The following is a 15,926-nucleotide window of genomic DNA, read 5'->3' on the forward strand; positions in this document are numbered from 1 at the left end:
CCTCGAAACGGTGCTGGGCACGCTTTCGGCCGGGTCGTGTTCGGTTGGACTGGTGCGACTTTCGGGACGTCTGATGTCCCGAAAGTGGCTTTCGCGACACCCGAGATCGGCAGGTAGGCGAGCGAAGCACCACGCCACCTTTGCCTTACCCCCACTAGCCCGAATTGCCACTCACGACCACCCGACCCGGGGCTCAGGCATCCCGCGTCAGGTCCCGGGTCTCGGCCCACGGCCGGAACTCGCCCGACTTGTAGGTCGTCACGGCGGCGACGTTGGAGCTGGGCGTGTTCACGGTCGCGCTCGACGAGCCGAGCTCCCGGAGCGCGGCCGCCGCGGCGACGGTGATCGCCCGGCCGTAGCCGTGGCCGCGCTGGTCCCGGTGCACGCCCATCGGTTCGAGCAACCCGGGCTTGCCGGGACCGGCCGACCAGACGGCCACCGCCGCGACGGCGGCACCCCGGTCGTCATAGCCGAGCAGGCACCGGGCATCGGCGAACGCCGGCCCGGCCGCCATCGTCCGCCACTTCTCGGCGGTGAACGTCGAGCCGGTGAACGCCGTCCCGACGACTTCGGCCCACGCGGCCGCCAGCTCCGCTCCGACCGTCTCGATCCGCAGGTCCGGCACCTTCACCGGCTCGGTGAGGTCGAGGCTCAGTGGCGTCCACGGCTCTTCCTCGTCGACGTGCCAGCCGTGCCCGGGCAGGACGTCCTGGAGCAGCGCGTCCATCGGTGCCTCGACGAAGACGTTCCCCTCTGGCAGGACACCGCGCTCCGGCATGGCCACGTCTTCGGCCACTCGCCGAGCCAGTTCCTCGTCGCGGCGGACGTCCGGCGCGGTCGTGAACCGCAGGAGGTCGGCTCCGTCCAGGAACCCGACGGCGAGGATCCGGCCGTCCCGGCGCCAGATCCGGACCGCCGCGGCCGTCTCCTCCGGTCCCTTGCGCCAGAACCAGCCGAGGTCACCGGGATGCAGTTGCCAGGCCACCCCATCGGACTGCCACTCCCGCAGCTCGGCCACGGCCTCTTCAAGGCCGTCGATGCCCGGCTTCTCCACAGTGATCGCCATGCCCGTGATCACACACCACCCGGCCACGGGTCGCATCCGGTTTTCTCGCGAGGCCAAGATGGGCGGGTGAAGTCACTTCAGCGCCGTCTCTGGGAAGCGGTCGAGCCGCTGCACGCCGTCGTCTACTTCGCGCCGGAAACGGCGGCCGCGGCCAAAACCGTCGGCCTGCCGAGCTGGTGGATGGGCTACTTCGCCGGCCGGGTCGCGCCGCTCGGGCCGCTGCCGGAACCACCCGCGACCGCGATGCTCTTCGGATTCGCCCCGCGCATGGTCGCGCGATCCCTGCCGGACGCCTGGAAGTACGCCGAGCCCGCCGTCGTACTCCAGAGCCGGATGGACGCCGTCGAGGCGACCCTGAAGCGGATCCTGCCTTCTGACGCGCCTTTCGGTGAACTCGCCGACCTGCTCGAACGGGCCGTCTCCGGCTGTGACCACGCGGGCAGGCCACTCGCCGCCGCCTGGTCTTCGGTCGCCAGGCCCGCCACGCCGATCGGGAGGATCTGGCTCGCGGCGACGGTGCTGCGCGAGCATCGCGGGGACGGTCACGTCCTCTCCGCCGTCGCCGCGGGGCTGCGCGGACTCGACACCACGCTGACCCACATCGGCAGCGGAGCGGTGACGCGCGACGTCATCCAGCGCAACCGAGGCTGGTCCGACGAAGACTGGGACGAGAGCGTCGCGCGGCTGACCGGGCGGGGCGTCCTCGACGGCGACCTGAAGCTCACCGAGGCAGGAATCGTTCTGCGCCAACGGATCGAGGACGACACCGACCGTCTCGCCAGCGGTCCGCTCGACGTGCTGGGGGAGGACGGCGCCGCCGAGGTCGTGCGGATCGCCGTCCCGTTGAGCCGCCGGATCTTCGACGCCGGCGCGATCCCGCTGCCGAATCCGATGGGGGCGCCTCGCCCCTGACAACTCTGACCGCTCGAAACTGTCGGACCCCGGTGGGACGCTGTTCCGCATGGCGACGTGGCAGCGGTTCAGTGAAGAGGCACCCGCGATGGCGGAGAAGATCAAGGAGCGGTTCACCGCGACGAAGTCCCATGTGCTGGCGACGATCCGGCGGGACGGGTCGCCCCGGGTCAGCGGCAGTGAAGTCGATTTCCGTGACCAGGACCTGCTGATCGGTTCGATGATCGGCGCGATGAAGGCGAAGGACCTGCAACGTGACGGCAGGTTCGCGATCCACGCCGCCTCGGCGATCGACGAGGGCGGCGCGGACGCGAAGGTGTCGGGAAAGGCCGTCGAGATCACGGATCCGGCGGAGGTCGCCCGTCTGCAGGGTGACGACGGTGAGGCCCACGTGTTCCGTCTCGACCTCACCGAGGCGGTGCTGACCTGGGTCGAGGGCAACACGATCTATTTCGACTTCTGGAAGGAGGGCCAGGGGAGCAAACGGCTCGCGAGGCCGGACAACGGTCCGGTGGTCGAGGTCGCCTTGGAGCAGGGCTAGGAGGGGTTCCGCGGATGTCCCGAGCGCCACGCGCGGGACGCTCACGGTCTTAAGCGTGGCGCTCGGGGCGTGTGTCCGAGGCTAGATCCGTTCGATGACGGTGCCGGTGGACAGCGCGCCGCCGGCGCACATCGTCACCAGGGCGGTGCTCGCGTCACGGCGTTCCAGTTCGTGCAACGCCGTGGTCAGCAGGCGGGCGCCGGTGCTGCCGACGGGATGCCCGAGCGCGATCGCGCCACCGTTCACGTTGACCTTGTCCTCGTCGGGCTGGTGCACCCGCTGCCACGACAGCACAACTGAAGCGAAGGCCTCGTTGACTTCGAACAGGTCGAGGTCGCCGATCGTCATCCCCGCCTTGGCCAGGACCCGCTCGGTCGCCTGCACGGGGCCGTCGAGGTGGTAGTACGGCTCCGCGCCGACCAACGCCTGCGAGACGATCCGCGCCCGGGGCTTGAGACCCAGCGCCTTGGCCCGGTCCGAGTCCATCAGCAGGAGCGCGGCGGCGCCGTCGGAGATCTGCGAAGACGTCCCTGCCGTGTGCACGCCGCCTTCGAGGACGGGCTTGAGCTTGGCGAGCCCTTCGACGGTCGTCTCGCGGAGTCCCTGGTCGCGGGTCACCAGCCGTGTCTCGCCGGTCGGCTTGCCGTCCTCGCCGAGCACGGGGGCCTTCACCGCGACGACCTCGCGGTCGAAGTGTCCCGCCGCCCACGCGGCGGCGGCCTTGGCCTGCGACGCCGTCCCGAACCGGTCCACGTCCTGCCGGGTGATCCCGCGGCGTTCCGCGATCCGCTCGGCCGCGCCGTACTGGTTCGGCATGTCGATCGACCACGACTCGGGTCGCGGCGTGCCGATGCCTTCGCCGCGGTTCGCGCCCAGCGGGACGCGGCTCATCGCCTCGACACCGCAGGAGATGCCCGCGTCGATGGCGCCCGCCGCGATGAGCCCGGCGATCAGATGGGTCGCCTGCTGGGCGGAGCCGCATTGGGCGTCGATGGTGGTCGCGCCCGTGGTCTCGGGGAGCCCGGCGTGCAGCCACGCCGTCCGCGTGACGTTGCCCGCCTGCTCACCGGCCTGGGTCACGGCACCGCCGATCGCCTGTTCGACCAGCTCGGGAGCCAGTCCCGCGCGTTCGAGCAGGGCGCGTTGCGCCGCGCCGAGGATCTCGGCGGCGTGCAGACCCGCCAGCTGGCCCCTGCGCTTGCCGACAGGGGTGCGGACCGCCTCGACGATCACCGGACTACCCACGTTCGCCTCCTGGAAAACACCGTTCACTACGGAAAAAGTAGAACACGTTCTTGATTTGAGCAAGTCGCCGCAGGGTCGGCCCGATTTTGATCACTGGTCGCGGTTGCCGCTTCTTGCTGGGATTCCATGATCGAGCGTGGTTGAGTTAACGGGTTTCACTAAAACTCTTCACGTGACGGACGCCATATGCTTCAATCGGGCCTAGAACGTGTTTCATTGGCGAACCGCGTAGGAGGTAGCCCGTGGCCGCTCCCCTGATCCCCGCCGGTTTCGATTTCACCGATCCGGACCTTTACGCCACCAGACTGCCTCTGGCGGAGTTCGCGGAACTCCGTCGCACGGCCCCGGTCTGGTGGAACCCGCAGCCGCACAACACCGCGGGCTTCCGCGATGACGGCTACTGGGTGGTCAGCCGGCTCGAGGACGTCAAGGCGGTGTCGAGGGACAGCGAGCTGTTCTCCTCCCGGGAGAAGACCGCGATCATCCGCTTCGACGAGCACATGACCGACGACAGCCTCGAAGCCAATCGGCTGGTCCTGCTCAACATGGACGCCCCGCAGCACACGAAGCTGCGGCGGATCGTGTCGAAGGGCTTCACGCCGAGGTCGATCGCGAAGCTCGAAGACACCCTGCGCGACCGCGCGGAGCGGATCGTCAGCGAGGCCAAGAAGAAGGGCTCCGGCGATTTCGTCGTCGATGTCGCGTGCGAGCTTCCCTTGCAGGCCATCGCCGAACTGATCGGCATCCCGCAGGAAGACCGGCTGAAGATCTTCGACTGGTCCAACCAGATGGTGTCCTACGACGACCCCGAGTACGAGGTCGAGCCGCTCGCCGCGTCGGCGGAGATCGTCGGCTACGCCTGGAACATGGCCGAAGAACGGCGCAAGTGCCCGATGGACGACATCGTCACGAAGCTGGTCCAGGCCGACGTCGACGGCGAATCGCTGGCGTCCGACGAGTTCGGGTTCTTCGTCATCCTGCTCGCCGTCGCGGGCAACGAGACGACGCGCAACGCGATCACCCACGGCATGAAGGCGTTCCTCGATCACCCCGATCAGTGGGAGCTGTACAAGAAGGAGCGCCCGAAGACGGCGCCGGACGAGATCGTCCGCTGGGCCACCCCGGTGGTCGCCTTCCAGCGCACCGCGACCCGGGACACCGAACTCGGCGGGCAGCGGATCCGCAAGGGCGACCGGGTCGGCATGTTCTACAGCTCCGCGAACTTCGACCCGGATCACTTCGACGAGCCGGAGAAGTTCGACATCCTCCGCGAGGACAACCCGCACGTCGGCTTCGGCGGCACGGGTTCGCACTACTGCATCGGCGCCAACCTCGCGCGGCTGGAGATCGACCTGATCTTCAACGCCATCGCCGACGTCATGCCGAACATCGCCGAGGTCGCCCCGCCCGACCGGCTCCGGTCGAGCTGGCTCAACGGGATCAAGCACTACCAGGTCCGCTACGCCTGACCGGCCTGATCGGCCCCGCGCGAGCCCGTGGGGCACCATGGGGCCATGGGTCCCCACGTACAGGTCGACGTCGAAATGTCCTTCCGGGTCACGAAACCCGGCCCCGCCGCGTTCGTGGTCGCGTTCGCCGGTGGGGCCGCCCAGGAGGAGTTCGCCTATCCCGCGCCACCGCGCCAGGTGGCGTTCGAACACGGGACCCGCGCGCAGGTGATCGATCTCCCGGAGGGCGAGCACGTCGTGCGGTACCGGGCCGAAAGGGCGCTCGGCCCGGTCGAAGCCGAGCGCGTCGGCCTGGAAGACGTCATCCGCTACACGCGGCCCAGCCGGTACTGCCCCTCGGACCGGATGGGCGGGCTCGCGCTGTCGCGCTTCGGCGGCCTGCCCGACGCGCGCACCCAGGTCGAGGCGATCGTCCGGCACGTGGGCGAGCACCTGTCCTATGTGGTCGGTTCCGGTTCGCCGACCGACGACGCCGTGGACACCTACCTCGCGGGTGAAGGGGTTTGCCGCGACTACGCGCACGTCTGCATCTCGCTGTGCCGCGTGATCGACATCCCCGCCCGGTTCGCCGCGGTCTACGCCCCCGGACTGTCCCCAATGGACTTCCACGCCGTCTTCGAAGCCGCGATCGACGGCCGCTGGTACGTGTTCGACGCGACCGGCCTCGCGCCGAGGCAGAGCCTGAGCCGGATCGCGACCGGGCGGGACGCCGCCGACACCGCGTTCCTCTCCACCCTCGGCTGTGAACTGGACTTTCTCGGCAACACCGTGCTGGCGACCGCGGGCCCGTCGCTGCCGGAGGACGACGGCTCGGAACTGATCGCGCTCGCCTGATCGCGTGTTGCCCACGAGCCGTGACCTGCCTGAGGTAGACATTGGCGTGTGAGGGAGAAGCAAGCACCGACGAAATGGAAGCGGCTGCGTGCGCGCTACCGCTGGCTGGACCACGTGGCGCGGGCGGTCAACCGCTACATCGAGTACGGCGGGTACCATTACGTCGCGTCGATCACCTACTTCAGCCTGTTCTCACTGGTGCCCATCCTCATGGTCGCGGTGTCGGTGGCCGGCTTCGTGCTGGCGAGCCAGCCGCAGCTGATCGAGTCGATGCTGAACGCGATCACCGGCACCCTGCCCGGCGGCCTCGGCGACAAGGCGGGTGAACTGCTCACCGGATTCGTGGAGCAGCGCACCAGCGTCGGCCTCATCGGTCTGATCATCGGCCTGTACTCCGGCTGGAACTGGATGAACTCGCTGCGGGACGCGCTCACCGCGCTGTGGGGCCAGAACCGGTCGGATCTCCCGCTGCTGCGCACGATCGCCGCGGACCTGCTCGCGCTGCTCGGTCTCGCGAGCGCGCTGCTGGTCTCCTTCGCCATCACCATTTCCGGGTCCGCCCTCGGCCGGTACCTGCTGGGCCTGGCCGGGGTGGACGACACCGCCTGGGGGCACAACGTGCTGTCGGCGATCTCGATTCCGCTGGCACTGCTGGCCAACTGGCTCGTGTTCCTCTGGGTGCTCACCCGGCTGCCGCGGAAACCGGTCGGGGTCCGCAGCGCGATGCGCGGCGCGGTCGCGCTCGCCGTGGGTTTCGAACTGCTGAAGCAGGCCGGGGGGATCTATCTGCGCTTGATCGGGAACTCGCCGACCGGGGTCGCGTTCGGTTCCATCATCGGCCTGATCTTCTTCATCTCGCTGGTGGCGCGGATGCTGGTGTTCGTCACGGCCTGGACGGCGACCGCGCGCGACGCCCCGCCGGACCCGGTCAAGCCGCCGCCTCCCGTGGTGGTCCGGCCCGTGGTGGAGCGGCCCGACCGGCACGGCCTCAAGCCCGCGCTGGTCGGCGCGGTGACCGGAGTGGTCGCGACCCTGGCCGCGCAACGTCTCCGGCCCCGCCGCCGGAATTAGCTCGGTTTCGCCGAGCCCACCACCCACATCGAGAAGAACTGCGAACCGCCGCCATACGCGTGCCCGAGCGCGATCCGGGCTCCGTCGACCTGGTAGTCCCCGGCGCGGCCCATCACCTGTTTGGCCGCTTCGGAGAACCGCAGCATCCCGGACGCGCCGATCGGGTTCGACGACAGCACGCCACCCGACGGGTTGATCGGCAGCCGTCCGCCGATCGCGGTCTCGCCCGTCTCGGTGAGTTTCCAGCCCTGGCCCTCGTCGGTGAACCCGAGGTTCTCCAGCCACATCGGCTCGAACCACGAGAACGGCACGTAGATCTCGGCGGCGTCCACTTCGGACAGTGGATCGGTGATTCCCGCGTCACGCCACAAGGCCGCGGCCGCGTCGCGTCCCGCCTGCGGGTTGACCTGGTCGCGTCCGGCGAACGTCGTCGGTTCGGTCCGCATCGCGGTCGCGTGGATCCACGCCGCGCCACCGGGAACGGCGTCGCCCGCCGCTTCGTTCCCGATCACCATCGCGCACGCGCCGTCCGAGGACGGGCAGGTCTCGTCGTAGCGGATCGGGTCCCACAGCATCTGCGACGCCTGCACCGATTCCACCGTGATGTCGGACTGCCGCAAGTGCGCGAAAGGGTTCAGGGCGCCGTTGCGCCGGTCCTTGGCCGCGACGATCGCGCCGACGTGGTCGGGCGCGCCGGACCGCCGGATGTAGGAGCGCACGTGCGGCGCGAAGTAGCCGCCCGCGCCGGCGCCCACCGGCATCTGGAACGGCGGCAGGATCGACAGGCCCCACATGGCGTTCGACTCGGACTGCTTCTCGAAGGCGACCGTCAGGACCCGTTTGTGCACGCCCGCCTGCACCAGCGACGCCGCCACGAGCGCGGTCGACCCGCCGACCGAACCCGCGGTGTGCACGCGCAGCAACGGTTTCCCGTTCGCGCCGAGTGAGTCGGCGAGGAACAGTTCGGGCATCATCACGCCCTCGAACAGGTCCGGCGCCTTGCCGAGGACGACCGCGTCGATGTCGTCCCAGCCGGTCCGCGCGTCGAGCATCGCCCGGTCGATCGCCTCCCGGAGCAGTCCGGGCATGGACACGTCGGTGCGCTTGGCCTTGTGGTGGGTCTGACCCGTTCCCAGGACGGCCGCGAGGTGCTTCACGAGAGGACCTCCAAGGTCGCGACCAGGTTCTGCTGGAGGACGGGGCCGCTGGTCGCGTGGGCGAGGGTCTTGCGCGCGGTGCCGTCGAGGATGCGGTTCGCCGCCTCGCCGATCCGCGCCAGCCCCGCCGAGAACATCGGATTGCCGGTCAGGACCCCGCCCGAGGGGTTGATCCGGACCTGTTCGCCGAGGCCCAGCGCGTCACGCAGGATCAGTTCCTGGTGGGTGAATGGCGCGTGCAGTTCGGCGAGTTCGACGCCGTCGAGGTCCAGCGCGCGTCCGGCGGCCACCGTGGACGGTGAGATGGTGAGGTCCCGCACGCCGAGCGCGGGGGAGTCGACCCGGTGCTCGATGCCGGTGATCACGGCCGGGCTGTCGGCGAGGTCCGCCGCCCGCTCAGCCGAGGCGAGCACGAGGACGGCGGCGCCGTCGGTGACCGGGGCGATGTCGTGAGCCCGCAAGGGATCCGCGAAGTACGGGGCGTCCAGGAGCTCGGCGACCTCGACCGTTCCGGTGACCTGGGCGGCGGGATTCCCGGCGGCGTCGGCGCGGCTGCGCGCGGCGACCTCGGCGAGATCTTTTTCCGACCACAGTTCCGCTTCGAGCCCGAGCCTCGCCTGGATGCCGGCGACGCTCACCGAATCCGGCCACAGCGGCGCGACGACGTAGGGGTCCATCTGCAAGGCGAGTACCCGCCGCAGCTGACCGGCGGAAGACTTGCCGAAGCCGTAGACGAGCGCGGTGTCGACCTCGCCCATCCGGATCTTGAGCCACGCCTCGTAGAGCGCCCAGGCGGCGTCCATCTCGACGTGCGACTCGTGGATCGGCGGGAAGGCGCCGATGGCGTCGACCGCGGCGATGAACGAGAACGCGCGGCCGGCGAGGTAGTCCGAGGAGCCCGAGCACCAGAATCCGATGTCCTCTTTGGACAGACCGGTTCGCTCGAAGACCTCGGCGAAGATCGGCACCAGCATTTCCACGCCGTTGGTGGTGCCCGGGGTGCTGCGGACGTTGGGGGCCTGCGCGAAGCCCACGACAGCTACATCTGGCACGGTGTCCTCACAGATGGTGGGCGAAGGATTCGTACGGCGCGTCGGGCTCGCCGGTCGGTTCGAAGTGGCCGATGTTCTCCAGCGACGTCCACCACTCGTCCCGCGGTTTCCAGGCGGCGCGGACGCGCATGCCCATCCGGACGTCGGCCGCGTCGCAGCCGAGGACGAGGTGCAGGAACGCGATGTCCGCGCCGTCAAGCAGGATGTACGCGGCCACGTAAGGCGGTTTGATCTTCTGGCCGAGGAAGGGCACGTTCACGATGCAGAACGTCGTGACGATGCCGGTGTCGGGCAGTTCGACCTCGTCGGTGGTCGGCACGCCGTCGGTCGGGCAGGCACCGCGCGGCGGGATGTAGACCTTCTCGCACGACGGGCAGCGCTGGCCGATCAGCTTCCCTTCGGCGAGCCCGCGCAGGTACCGGCTCTCCTCCGGGGACGCGGAATGCTCGTAGCGCAGGTGGATCGGCGTGATCACGACGCTGACCGGCGCGTCGTCCTCGCGTTTCGCGATCGGGGGAGGAGGCTCCGTGGGCTCGGTGTCGGGACCGTCGGCGGGGACGAAGTAGGCGATGTCCCTGATGTGGCCGACGGTCTCCTCCGCCCAGCGGATCCGCACGCGCTGTCCGGTGTGGACCTTCGAGGGATCGCCGGCGTCGACGACGTGCAGGATCGAGGTGTCGGCGCCGTCGAGTTTGACCAGCGCCCACGCGAACGGCCGCGACAACGGCTGTCCGTCGAGCGGTTCGGCGATCCAGGACCAGGAGACGATCTCGCCTTCGGAGGCCACCGGGACGAACTCGGACAGCGCTTCGGCCGTCAGGGGATCGTATTCCAGCGGAGGCACGTGGACGCGGCCGTCGCTGCCCCGGACGCCTTCGACACGGCGTTCGCGCAGGGCGTTGACGAACCGGCCGAGTACCGGGCCGACCGAACGCGTGTAGTCGAAGCCCACGTTGAGCGGGGCCGACAGCGGGAGTTCAGGTGCGCTCACCGCTTGAGTGAAACACGTTCTCGATTTTCCGGCAAGGCGCGACATCTGGGCCGTGCTGGCGGTTGCTCTTGAGTGGAACGCGTTCTAGATTCGCGGGTATGTCGACTGTCACCGGGACACTTGGGGTCTGGAATATCGCCGCGCAGGAGCCGGAGCGGGTCGCGCTCGTCGATCCGGACGGCCGCTCGATCGGCTACGGGGACCTCGCCGCGAAAGCGAACGCGTACGCCCGGGGCCTGCGGGCCCTCGGGCTGGAGGCCGGGGACGTCGTCGTCGTCCTGCAGCCCAACGGTGACGAACTCGTGGCGGCCTACTTCGCCGCCCTCCAGACCGGTCTGTACATCGTCGTGGTCAACTGGCACCTGGTCGGGCCGGAGGTCGCCTACATCCTGTCCGACAGCGGAGCCAAGGCCTTCCTCGCGCACGAACGGTTCGCCGACGTCGCGATCGCCGCCGCGGACGAGGCCGGGGTCCCCGAGCGCGCGCGGTTCGCCGTCGGCGACGTCGAGGGCTTCCGCCGGATCGAGGAACTCGGGTCCGGTGAGGGCGACGGCCGTCCCGAGGGGCGCACGGCGGGCTCGCCGATGCTCTACACGTCGGGGACCACGGGGCGGCCCAAGGGCGTCCGCCGTCCGCTGACCGGCGCCGACCCCGACGCCGTCCCGGCCGCGTCCACGTGGTTCTTCGGCGTCTTCGGGCTGGCGCCGCACGACGATCACGTGCACCTGTGCGGTTCGCCGCTCTATCACACGGCGGTGCTCAACTTCGTCGCGATCTCCCTGCAGCTGGGGCATACCGCGGTGCTGATGGACCGCTGGGACGCCGAGGACATGCTGCGGCTGATCGACCGGCACCGTGTCACGCACAGTCATATGGTCCCGACGCAGTTCCGGCGCCTGCTCGGGCTGCCGGACGACGTCCGGGCGGCCTACGACCTGAGTTCGCTGCGCGTGATGATCCACGGCGCCGCGCCGTGCCCCTTGGAGGTCAAACGCCGGATGCTCGACTGGTGGGGCCCGGTCGTCACCGAGTACTACGCGGCCACCGAAGGCGGCGGCACGGCGATCTCGGGGGAGGACTGGCTGAAGAAACCGGGTTCGGTGGGGCTGCCGTGGCCGGGTTCGACGATCAAGATCCTCGACGACGAGGGCGCGGAACTGCCCGCCGGCGAGACCGGCACGGTGTACATGAAGATGGGCGACTCGAAGTTCGAGTACCACAAGGACCGGGCCAAGACGGACAAGGCGCGGGTCGGTGACCTGTTCACACTCGGCGACGTCGGGCATCTGGACGAGGACGGCTACCTCTTCCTGCACGACCGCAAGGCGGACCTGATCATCTCGGGCGGGGTCAACGTCTACCCGGCCGAGATCGAGGGCGAGCTGGTGATGCACCCGAAGATCGCCGACATCGCGGTGTTCGGCGTCCCGCACGAGGACTGGGGCGAGGCGATCAAGGCCGTCGTCCAGCCCGCGGACGGGGTCGAGCCGTCCGACGAGCTGACCGCGGAGATCCTGGAGTACGCCGCCGCCCGGCTGGCGAAGTTCAAGCTCCCGCGTTCCGTCGACTATCTGCCCGAGCTTCCGCGTGACCCGAACGGGAAGCTCTACAAGCGCAAGCTCCGGGACCCGTACTGGGAAGGCCACCGCGTCCCCTGACCCGGCCGTGTCATGAGGGGTCCCCTTAAGACGAAATTCGTCTCAAGGGGACCCCTCATGACGTCAGCGGCCCCGGAAGACCGGCTTGCGCTTCTCGGCGAAGGCGCGCGGGCCTTCCTTCGCGTCTTCGCTCGCGAAGACCTCGATGCCGTACTGGGCGTCGAGCTTGAAGGCCTCTTCCTCGTGCATGCCCTCGGTGTCGCGCATCGTCTTGAGGATCGCGCGGACCGCCAGCGGTCCGTTCGCCGAAATCAGGCCCGCGAGCTCCAAGGCCTTGTCCAGGGCCTTGCCGTCCGGGACGACGTGGCCGATCAGGCCGATCTCCAGCGCCTCCCTCGCCCTGATGTGCCGTCCGGTCAGCAGCAGGTCGGCGGCGACGGTGTACGGGATCTGGCGGGGGAGCCGCACGGCCGAACCGCCCATCGGGAACAGGCTCCATCGCGCCTCGGACACCCCGAACTTCGCGCTCTCGCCCGCGACGCGGATGTCGGTGCCTTGCAGGATCTCCGTGCCGCCCGCGATCGCCGGGCCTTCGACGGCCGCGATCAACGGCTTCGTCAGCCGTCGCCCCTTCAGCAATCCTTCGATCTTGCTGGGATCGAACGTGCCCTTCTCGAACGAGTCGGACGGCGAGTTCTTCGACATCGATTTGAGGTCCGCGCCCGCGCAGAACGCGCCGCCCGCGCCGGTGAGCACGCAGCACCGGACGTCGTCGTCCTCGTCGACCCGGTTCCAGGCCTCGACCATGATCCCGAGCATCTCCCCGCTGAGCGCGTTGCGGGCCTCGGGCCGGTTCATCGTGACCACGAGGGTGTGGTCGATCTTGTCCACCAGCGCGTGCGGTTCGCCCACTGAAACCTCCGAAAGAGCGGCCATTGCCCAGAACGATAACATGTTCTACTTTGGGGAAGTGGCACTCAACATCGCGGATCTACTCGAGCACGCCGTCGACGCCGTGCCGGAGCGCATCGCGGTCGTCTGCGGCGATCGGCGGGTCACCTTCGCCGAACTGGAAGAGCGCGCCAACCGGCTGGCGCATCACCTCGCCGCACACGGCGTGGGACCCGGATCCCACATCGGTGTCTATTCCCGGAACTCGATCGAGGCCCTGGAATCGATGATCGCGGCGTACAAGCTGCGCGCGATCGCGGTCAACGTCAACTACCGGTACGTCCACGGGGAACTGCGGTACCTGTTCGACAACGCCGACCTCGTGGCGCTGGTCCACGAGCGCGAGTATTCGGACAAGGTGGCCGCCGTCCTGCCGGAGGCGCCGAAACTGAAACACGTTGTCGTCGTCGACGACGGAAGCGACGGCGACTACTCGTCCTACGGCGGCGTGGACTACGAAGCCGCGCTCGCCGAAGGATCGCCCGAGCGCGACTTCCCCGAGCGCAGCGCCGACGACATCTACATCCTCTACACCGGCGGTACCACCGGCTATCCCAAGGGCGTCCTGTGGCGCCACGAGGACATCTGGCGCGCGCTCGGCGGCGGGATCAACTTCGTCACCGGCGAGTACGTCCCGGACGAATGGGCGCTCGCCGAACAGGGCAAGTCGGGCAGCCTGGTCCGGCTGCCTGCCGCACCGCTGATCCACGGCGCCGCGCAGTGGGCCGCGTTCGGCGCGCTGTTCACCGGCAGCCCGGTCGTGTTCGTCCCGCGGTTCGACGCGCACGAGGTCTGGAAAGCCGTGCAGGACAACAAGGTCCAGGTGCTCACCATCGTCGGCGACGCGATGGCGCGGCCGCTGATCGACGCCTACCGCGAGGGCGACTACGACGCGTCGTCGATCGTCGCGGTGTCGAGCCACGCCGCCCTGTTCTCCCAGTCGGTGAAGCAGGAATTCCTGGCGTTGCTCCCGAACGTGGTGATCACCGACGCGATCGGCTCGTCCGAAAGCGGGTTCACCGGCATCGGCATGGTCAGCAAGGACAGCGATCATTCGGCCGGGCCGCGGGTCAACTTCGGCAAGGACGCGATCCTGGTGGACGACGACGGCGCGCTCGTCGATCCGGAACCGGGCGCGATCGGGCTGATCGCCCGGCGCGGGCACGTCCCTCTCGGGTACTACAAGGACCCCGCGAAGACGGAGAAGATCTTCGTCGAGATCGACAGCAAGCGGTACGTCGTACCGGGTGACTACGCGCGCTACGAAGAAGACCTCACGGTGACCCTGCTCGGCCGGGGATCGCAGTGCGTGAACACCGGCGGCGAGAAGGTGTACCCGGAAGAGGTCGAAGGTGCGCTGAAATCGCATCCGGACGTCTTCGACGCGCTCGTCATCGGCATCCCCGACGACCGGCTCGGCCAGCGGGTGGCCGCGGTGATCCAGCCGAGGAACGGCAAGGAACTGGACTTCGCCGCGCTCGAAGCGCACGTGCGGAACGAGATCGCCGGGTACAAGGTGCCGCGCAGTCTCTGGCTCGCCGAAGAGATCGGGCGGTCGCCCAGCGGGAAACCGGACTATCCCTGGGCACAGCGCTACGCCTCCGAGCACGAGCCCGTCAGCATCCAACCGGCGTAAAGGAGTTTCATGCGGACGTCTCTGTGTGACCGGCTCGGGATCGACCTGCCGATCGTCGGGTTCACCCCGTCCGAACACGTCGCCGCGGCGATCAGCCGGGCGGGCGGTCTGGGCGTGCTCGGCTGCGTGCGGTTCAACGACGCCGCCGAACTCGACTCCGTCCTGTCCTGGATGGACGAGAACACCGGCGGCAAACCGTACGGCGTCGACATCGTGATGCCCGCGAAGATCCCGGCCGAAGGGACGTCGATCGATCTCGCGAAGCACATCCCGCAGGAGCATCGCGACTTCGTCGAGCGGACTCTGCGTGATCTCGCGGTGCCGCCGTTGCCGGACGACACCGACGAACGCGCGGGAGTGCTGGGCTGGCTGCATTCGGTCGCCCGGGCCCATGTCGAGGTCGCGCTGAAACACCCCATCAAGTTGATCGCCAACGCCCTGGGCTCACCGCCGGTCGACGTCATCGAGCAGTGTCACGCGAAGGGCGTGCCGGTCGCGGCGCTGGCGGGCAAGGCCGAGCACGCCGTCCGGCACGTCGACAACGGCGTCGACATCGTTGTGGCACAAGGCTATGAGGCGGGCGGGCACACCGGCGAGATCGCGTCGATGGTCCTGCTGCCCGAAGTGGCCGACGCCGTCGGCGACCGCGTGCCGGTGCTCGCCGCCGGCGGGATCGGCTCCGGCAGGCAGGTCGCGGCGGCGCTCGCGCTGGGCGCCTCCGGGGTGTGGATGGGCTCCTTCTGGCTCGCCACCGAGGAATACCTCCAGACCATGGGGGATTCCGAGGCGATGCAGCGCGCGCTGGTCGCGGCGGGTTCGTCCGACACCGTCCGGACGAGGATCTACACCGGCAAACCGGCGCGGCTGCTCAAGACGCGGTGGACCGAGGCCTGGGCCGCGCCCGACGCGCCCGAACCGCTGCCGATGCCGTTGCAGAACCTGCTGGTTTCCCACGCGCACAACAGGATTCATCACGCCGCGGACCCGAGTGTCGTCTCGATGCCGGTCGGGCAGATCGTCGGGCGGATGGACCGGGTGCGCCCGGTCGCCGACGTGATCGCGGAACTCGTCTCGGGGTATGAAGAGGCACTGTCGCGTTTGGACAAGACCCGCTGACGCCTGTCAGGTGAGCTGAAGGGGACTTTGCCCGCGTGCGATGCGGGGAAAGTCCCCTTCGCGTCGACTCCGCCGGCTCGCGGTCCCCGGGGAAGAGGTTGTGAAAGCCACTTTCGCAACACGCCTGTGCCTACCCGCGGCAGGGCTGCCCCGCCCGACGCCTCACCGCCGCTTCGGGTGTCGCGAAAGCCACTTTCGAGACATCAGACGCAGGCGAAGTGGGGTTGGCGCCACCCCGAGGCCCCCCCCGCCCGCCCGGGGGGCGGCGAAAGAAGAAAGGGCCCGCC

General features: G+C 69.2%; 14 protein-coding genes. 8 read left to right on the top strand and 6 right to left on the bottom strand.

Features of this window, described 5'->3' with window-relative positions:
- Window positions 1–193: 193 nt before the first annotated feature.
- Entirely contained in the window at window positions 194–1,066 is an 873-nt protein-coding gene (locus AB0N89_RS39420) for a GNAT family N-acetyltransferase (protein ID WP_364216306.1), read from the bottom strand.
- A 66-nt stretch (window positions 1,067–1,132) separates the two neighbouring features.
- On the opposite strand from AB0N89_RS39420, the gene AB0N89_RS39425 reads away from it, so the two are divergent.
- Together AB0N89_RS39425 and AB0N89_RS39430 are read left to right on the top strand one after the other, a co-directional pair.
- Window positions 1,133–1,978 carry a hypothetical protein gene (locus tag AB0N89_RS39425; protein ID WP_364216309.1) on the top strand — a complete coding sequence of 282 codons (846 nt, stop codon included), beginning with the start codon at window positions 1,133–1,135 and terminating at the stop codon, window positions 1,976–1,978.
- Window positions 1,979–2,027: 49 nt separating this feature from the next.
- Window positions 2,028–2,519 (top strand): pyridoxamine 5'-phosphate oxidase family protein, encoded by a 492-nt coding sequence (locus AB0N89_RS39430; RefSeq protein WP_364216312.1) that lies wholly within the window; start codon window positions 2,028–2,030, stop codon window positions 2,517–2,519.
- Window positions 2,520–2,600: 81 nt separating this feature from the next.
- Here AB0N89_RS39430 and AB0N89_RS39435 read toward each other — a convergent pair whose 3' ends face one another.
- Window positions 2,601–3,764: a steroid 3-ketoacyl-CoA thiolase gene (locus AB0N89_RS39435; protein WP_364216315.1), complete on the bottom strand. Its 1,164-nt coding sequence runs from the start codon at window positions 3,762–3,764 to the stop codon at window positions 2,601–2,603.
- A 242-nt stretch (window positions 3,765–4,006) separates the two neighbouring features.
- Here AB0N89_RS39435 and AB0N89_RS39440 point away from each other — a divergent pair, with 242 nt between their 5' ends.
- The 3 genes from AB0N89_RS39440 to AB0N89_RS39450 are packed head-to-tail and all read left to right on the top strand — an operon-like array spanning window position 4,007 to window position 7,138.
- On the top strand, window positions 4,007–5,233 hold the full coding sequence (locus AB0N89_RS39440; protein ID WP_364216318.1) for a cytochrome P450: 1,227 nt from the start codon (window positions 4,007–4,009) through the stop codon (window positions 5,231–5,233).
- Between the two features lie 45 nt (window positions 5,234–5,278).
- A complete protein-coding gene (locus AB0N89_RS39445; protein WP_364216321.1) occupies window positions 5,279–6,067 on the top strand; it encodes a transglutaminase family protein in 789 nt (262 codons plus the stop codon).
- A gap of 48 nt (window positions 6,068–6,115) precedes the next feature.
- On the top strand, window positions 6,116–7,138 hold the full coding sequence (locus tag AB0N89_RS39450; protein ID WP_364216324.1) for a YhjD/YihY/BrkB family envelope integrity protein: 1,023 nt from the start codon (window positions 6,116–6,118) through the stop codon (window positions 7,136–7,138).
- Here the strand turns inward: AB0N89_RS39450 and AB0N89_RS39455 are convergent.
- From AB0N89_RS39455 to AB0N89_RS39465, 3 genes are read right to left on the bottom strand one after another with little or no spacing between them, the layout of a single operon-like run.
- Window positions 7,135–8,295: a thiolase domain-containing protein gene (locus tag AB0N89_RS39455; RefSeq protein WP_364216327.1), complete on the bottom strand. Its 1,161-nt coding sequence runs from the start codon at window positions 8,293–8,295 to the stop codon at window positions 7,135–7,137. The two genes, AB0N89_RS39450 and AB0N89_RS39455, sit on opposite strands and share 4 nt — an antisense overlap.
- Complete coding sequence (locus tag AB0N89_RS39460) at window positions 8,292–9,347, bottom strand: thiolase domain-containing protein (protein ID WP_364216330.1); 1,056 nt, start codon at window positions 9,345–9,347, stop codon at window positions 8,292–8,294. Before AB0N89_RS39460 ends, AB0N89_RS39455 begins: the two co-directional genes overlap by 4 nt.
- A 7-nt stretch (window positions 9,348–9,354) precedes the next feature.
- Window positions 9,355–10,338 carry an OB-fold domain-containing protein gene (locus AB0N89_RS39465; RefSeq protein WP_364216333.1) on the bottom strand — a complete coding sequence of 328 codons (984 nt, stop codon included), beginning with the start codon at window positions 10,336–10,338 and terminating at the stop codon, window positions 9,355–9,357.
- Between the two features lie 98 nt (window positions 10,339–10,436).
- Between AB0N89_RS39465 and AB0N89_RS39470 the strand changes: the two genes are divergently transcribed.
- Window positions 10,437–11,996 (top strand): acyl-CoA synthetase, encoded by a 1,560-nt coding sequence (locus tag AB0N89_RS39470; protein ID WP_364216336.1) that lies wholly within the window; start codon window positions 10,437–10,439, stop codon window positions 11,994–11,996.
- A 63-nt stretch (window positions 11,997–12,059) separates the two neighbouring features.
- Here AB0N89_RS39470 and AB0N89_RS39475 read toward each other — a convergent pair whose 3' ends face one another.
- The gene (locus AB0N89_RS39475; RefSeq protein WP_364216344.1) at window positions 12,060–12,848 is read right to left on the bottom strand and encodes a crotonase/enoyl-CoA hydratase family protein; all 789 of its coding nucleotides are present in this window, start codon (window positions 12,846–12,848) and stop codon (window positions 12,060–12,062) included.
- A 58-nt stretch (window positions 12,849–12,906) separates the two neighbouring features.
- Here AB0N89_RS39475 and AB0N89_RS39480 point away from each other — a divergent pair, with 58 nt between their 5' ends.
- A complete protein-coding gene (locus AB0N89_RS39480) occupies window positions 12,907–14,523 on the top strand; it encodes an acyl-CoA synthetase (RefSeq protein ID WP_364216339.1) in 1,617 nt (538 codons plus the stop codon).
- A gap of 9 nt (window positions 14,524–14,532) precedes the next feature.
- Window positions 14,533–15,639, top strand: a complete 1,107-nt coding sequence (locus tag AB0N89_RS39485; RefSeq protein ID WP_364216342.1) for a nitronate monooxygenase family protein — start codon at window positions 14,533–14,535, stop codon at window positions 15,637–15,639.
- The last annotated feature ends 287 nt before the right edge of the window (window positions 15,640–15,926 follow it).

It is taken from the genome of Amycolatopsis sp. NPDC089917 (genome assembly GCF_040684635.1).
In the GTDB taxonomy this organism is placed as follows: domain Bacteria; phylum Actinomycetota; class Actinomycetes; order Mycobacteriales; family Pseudonocardiaceae; genus Amycolatopsis.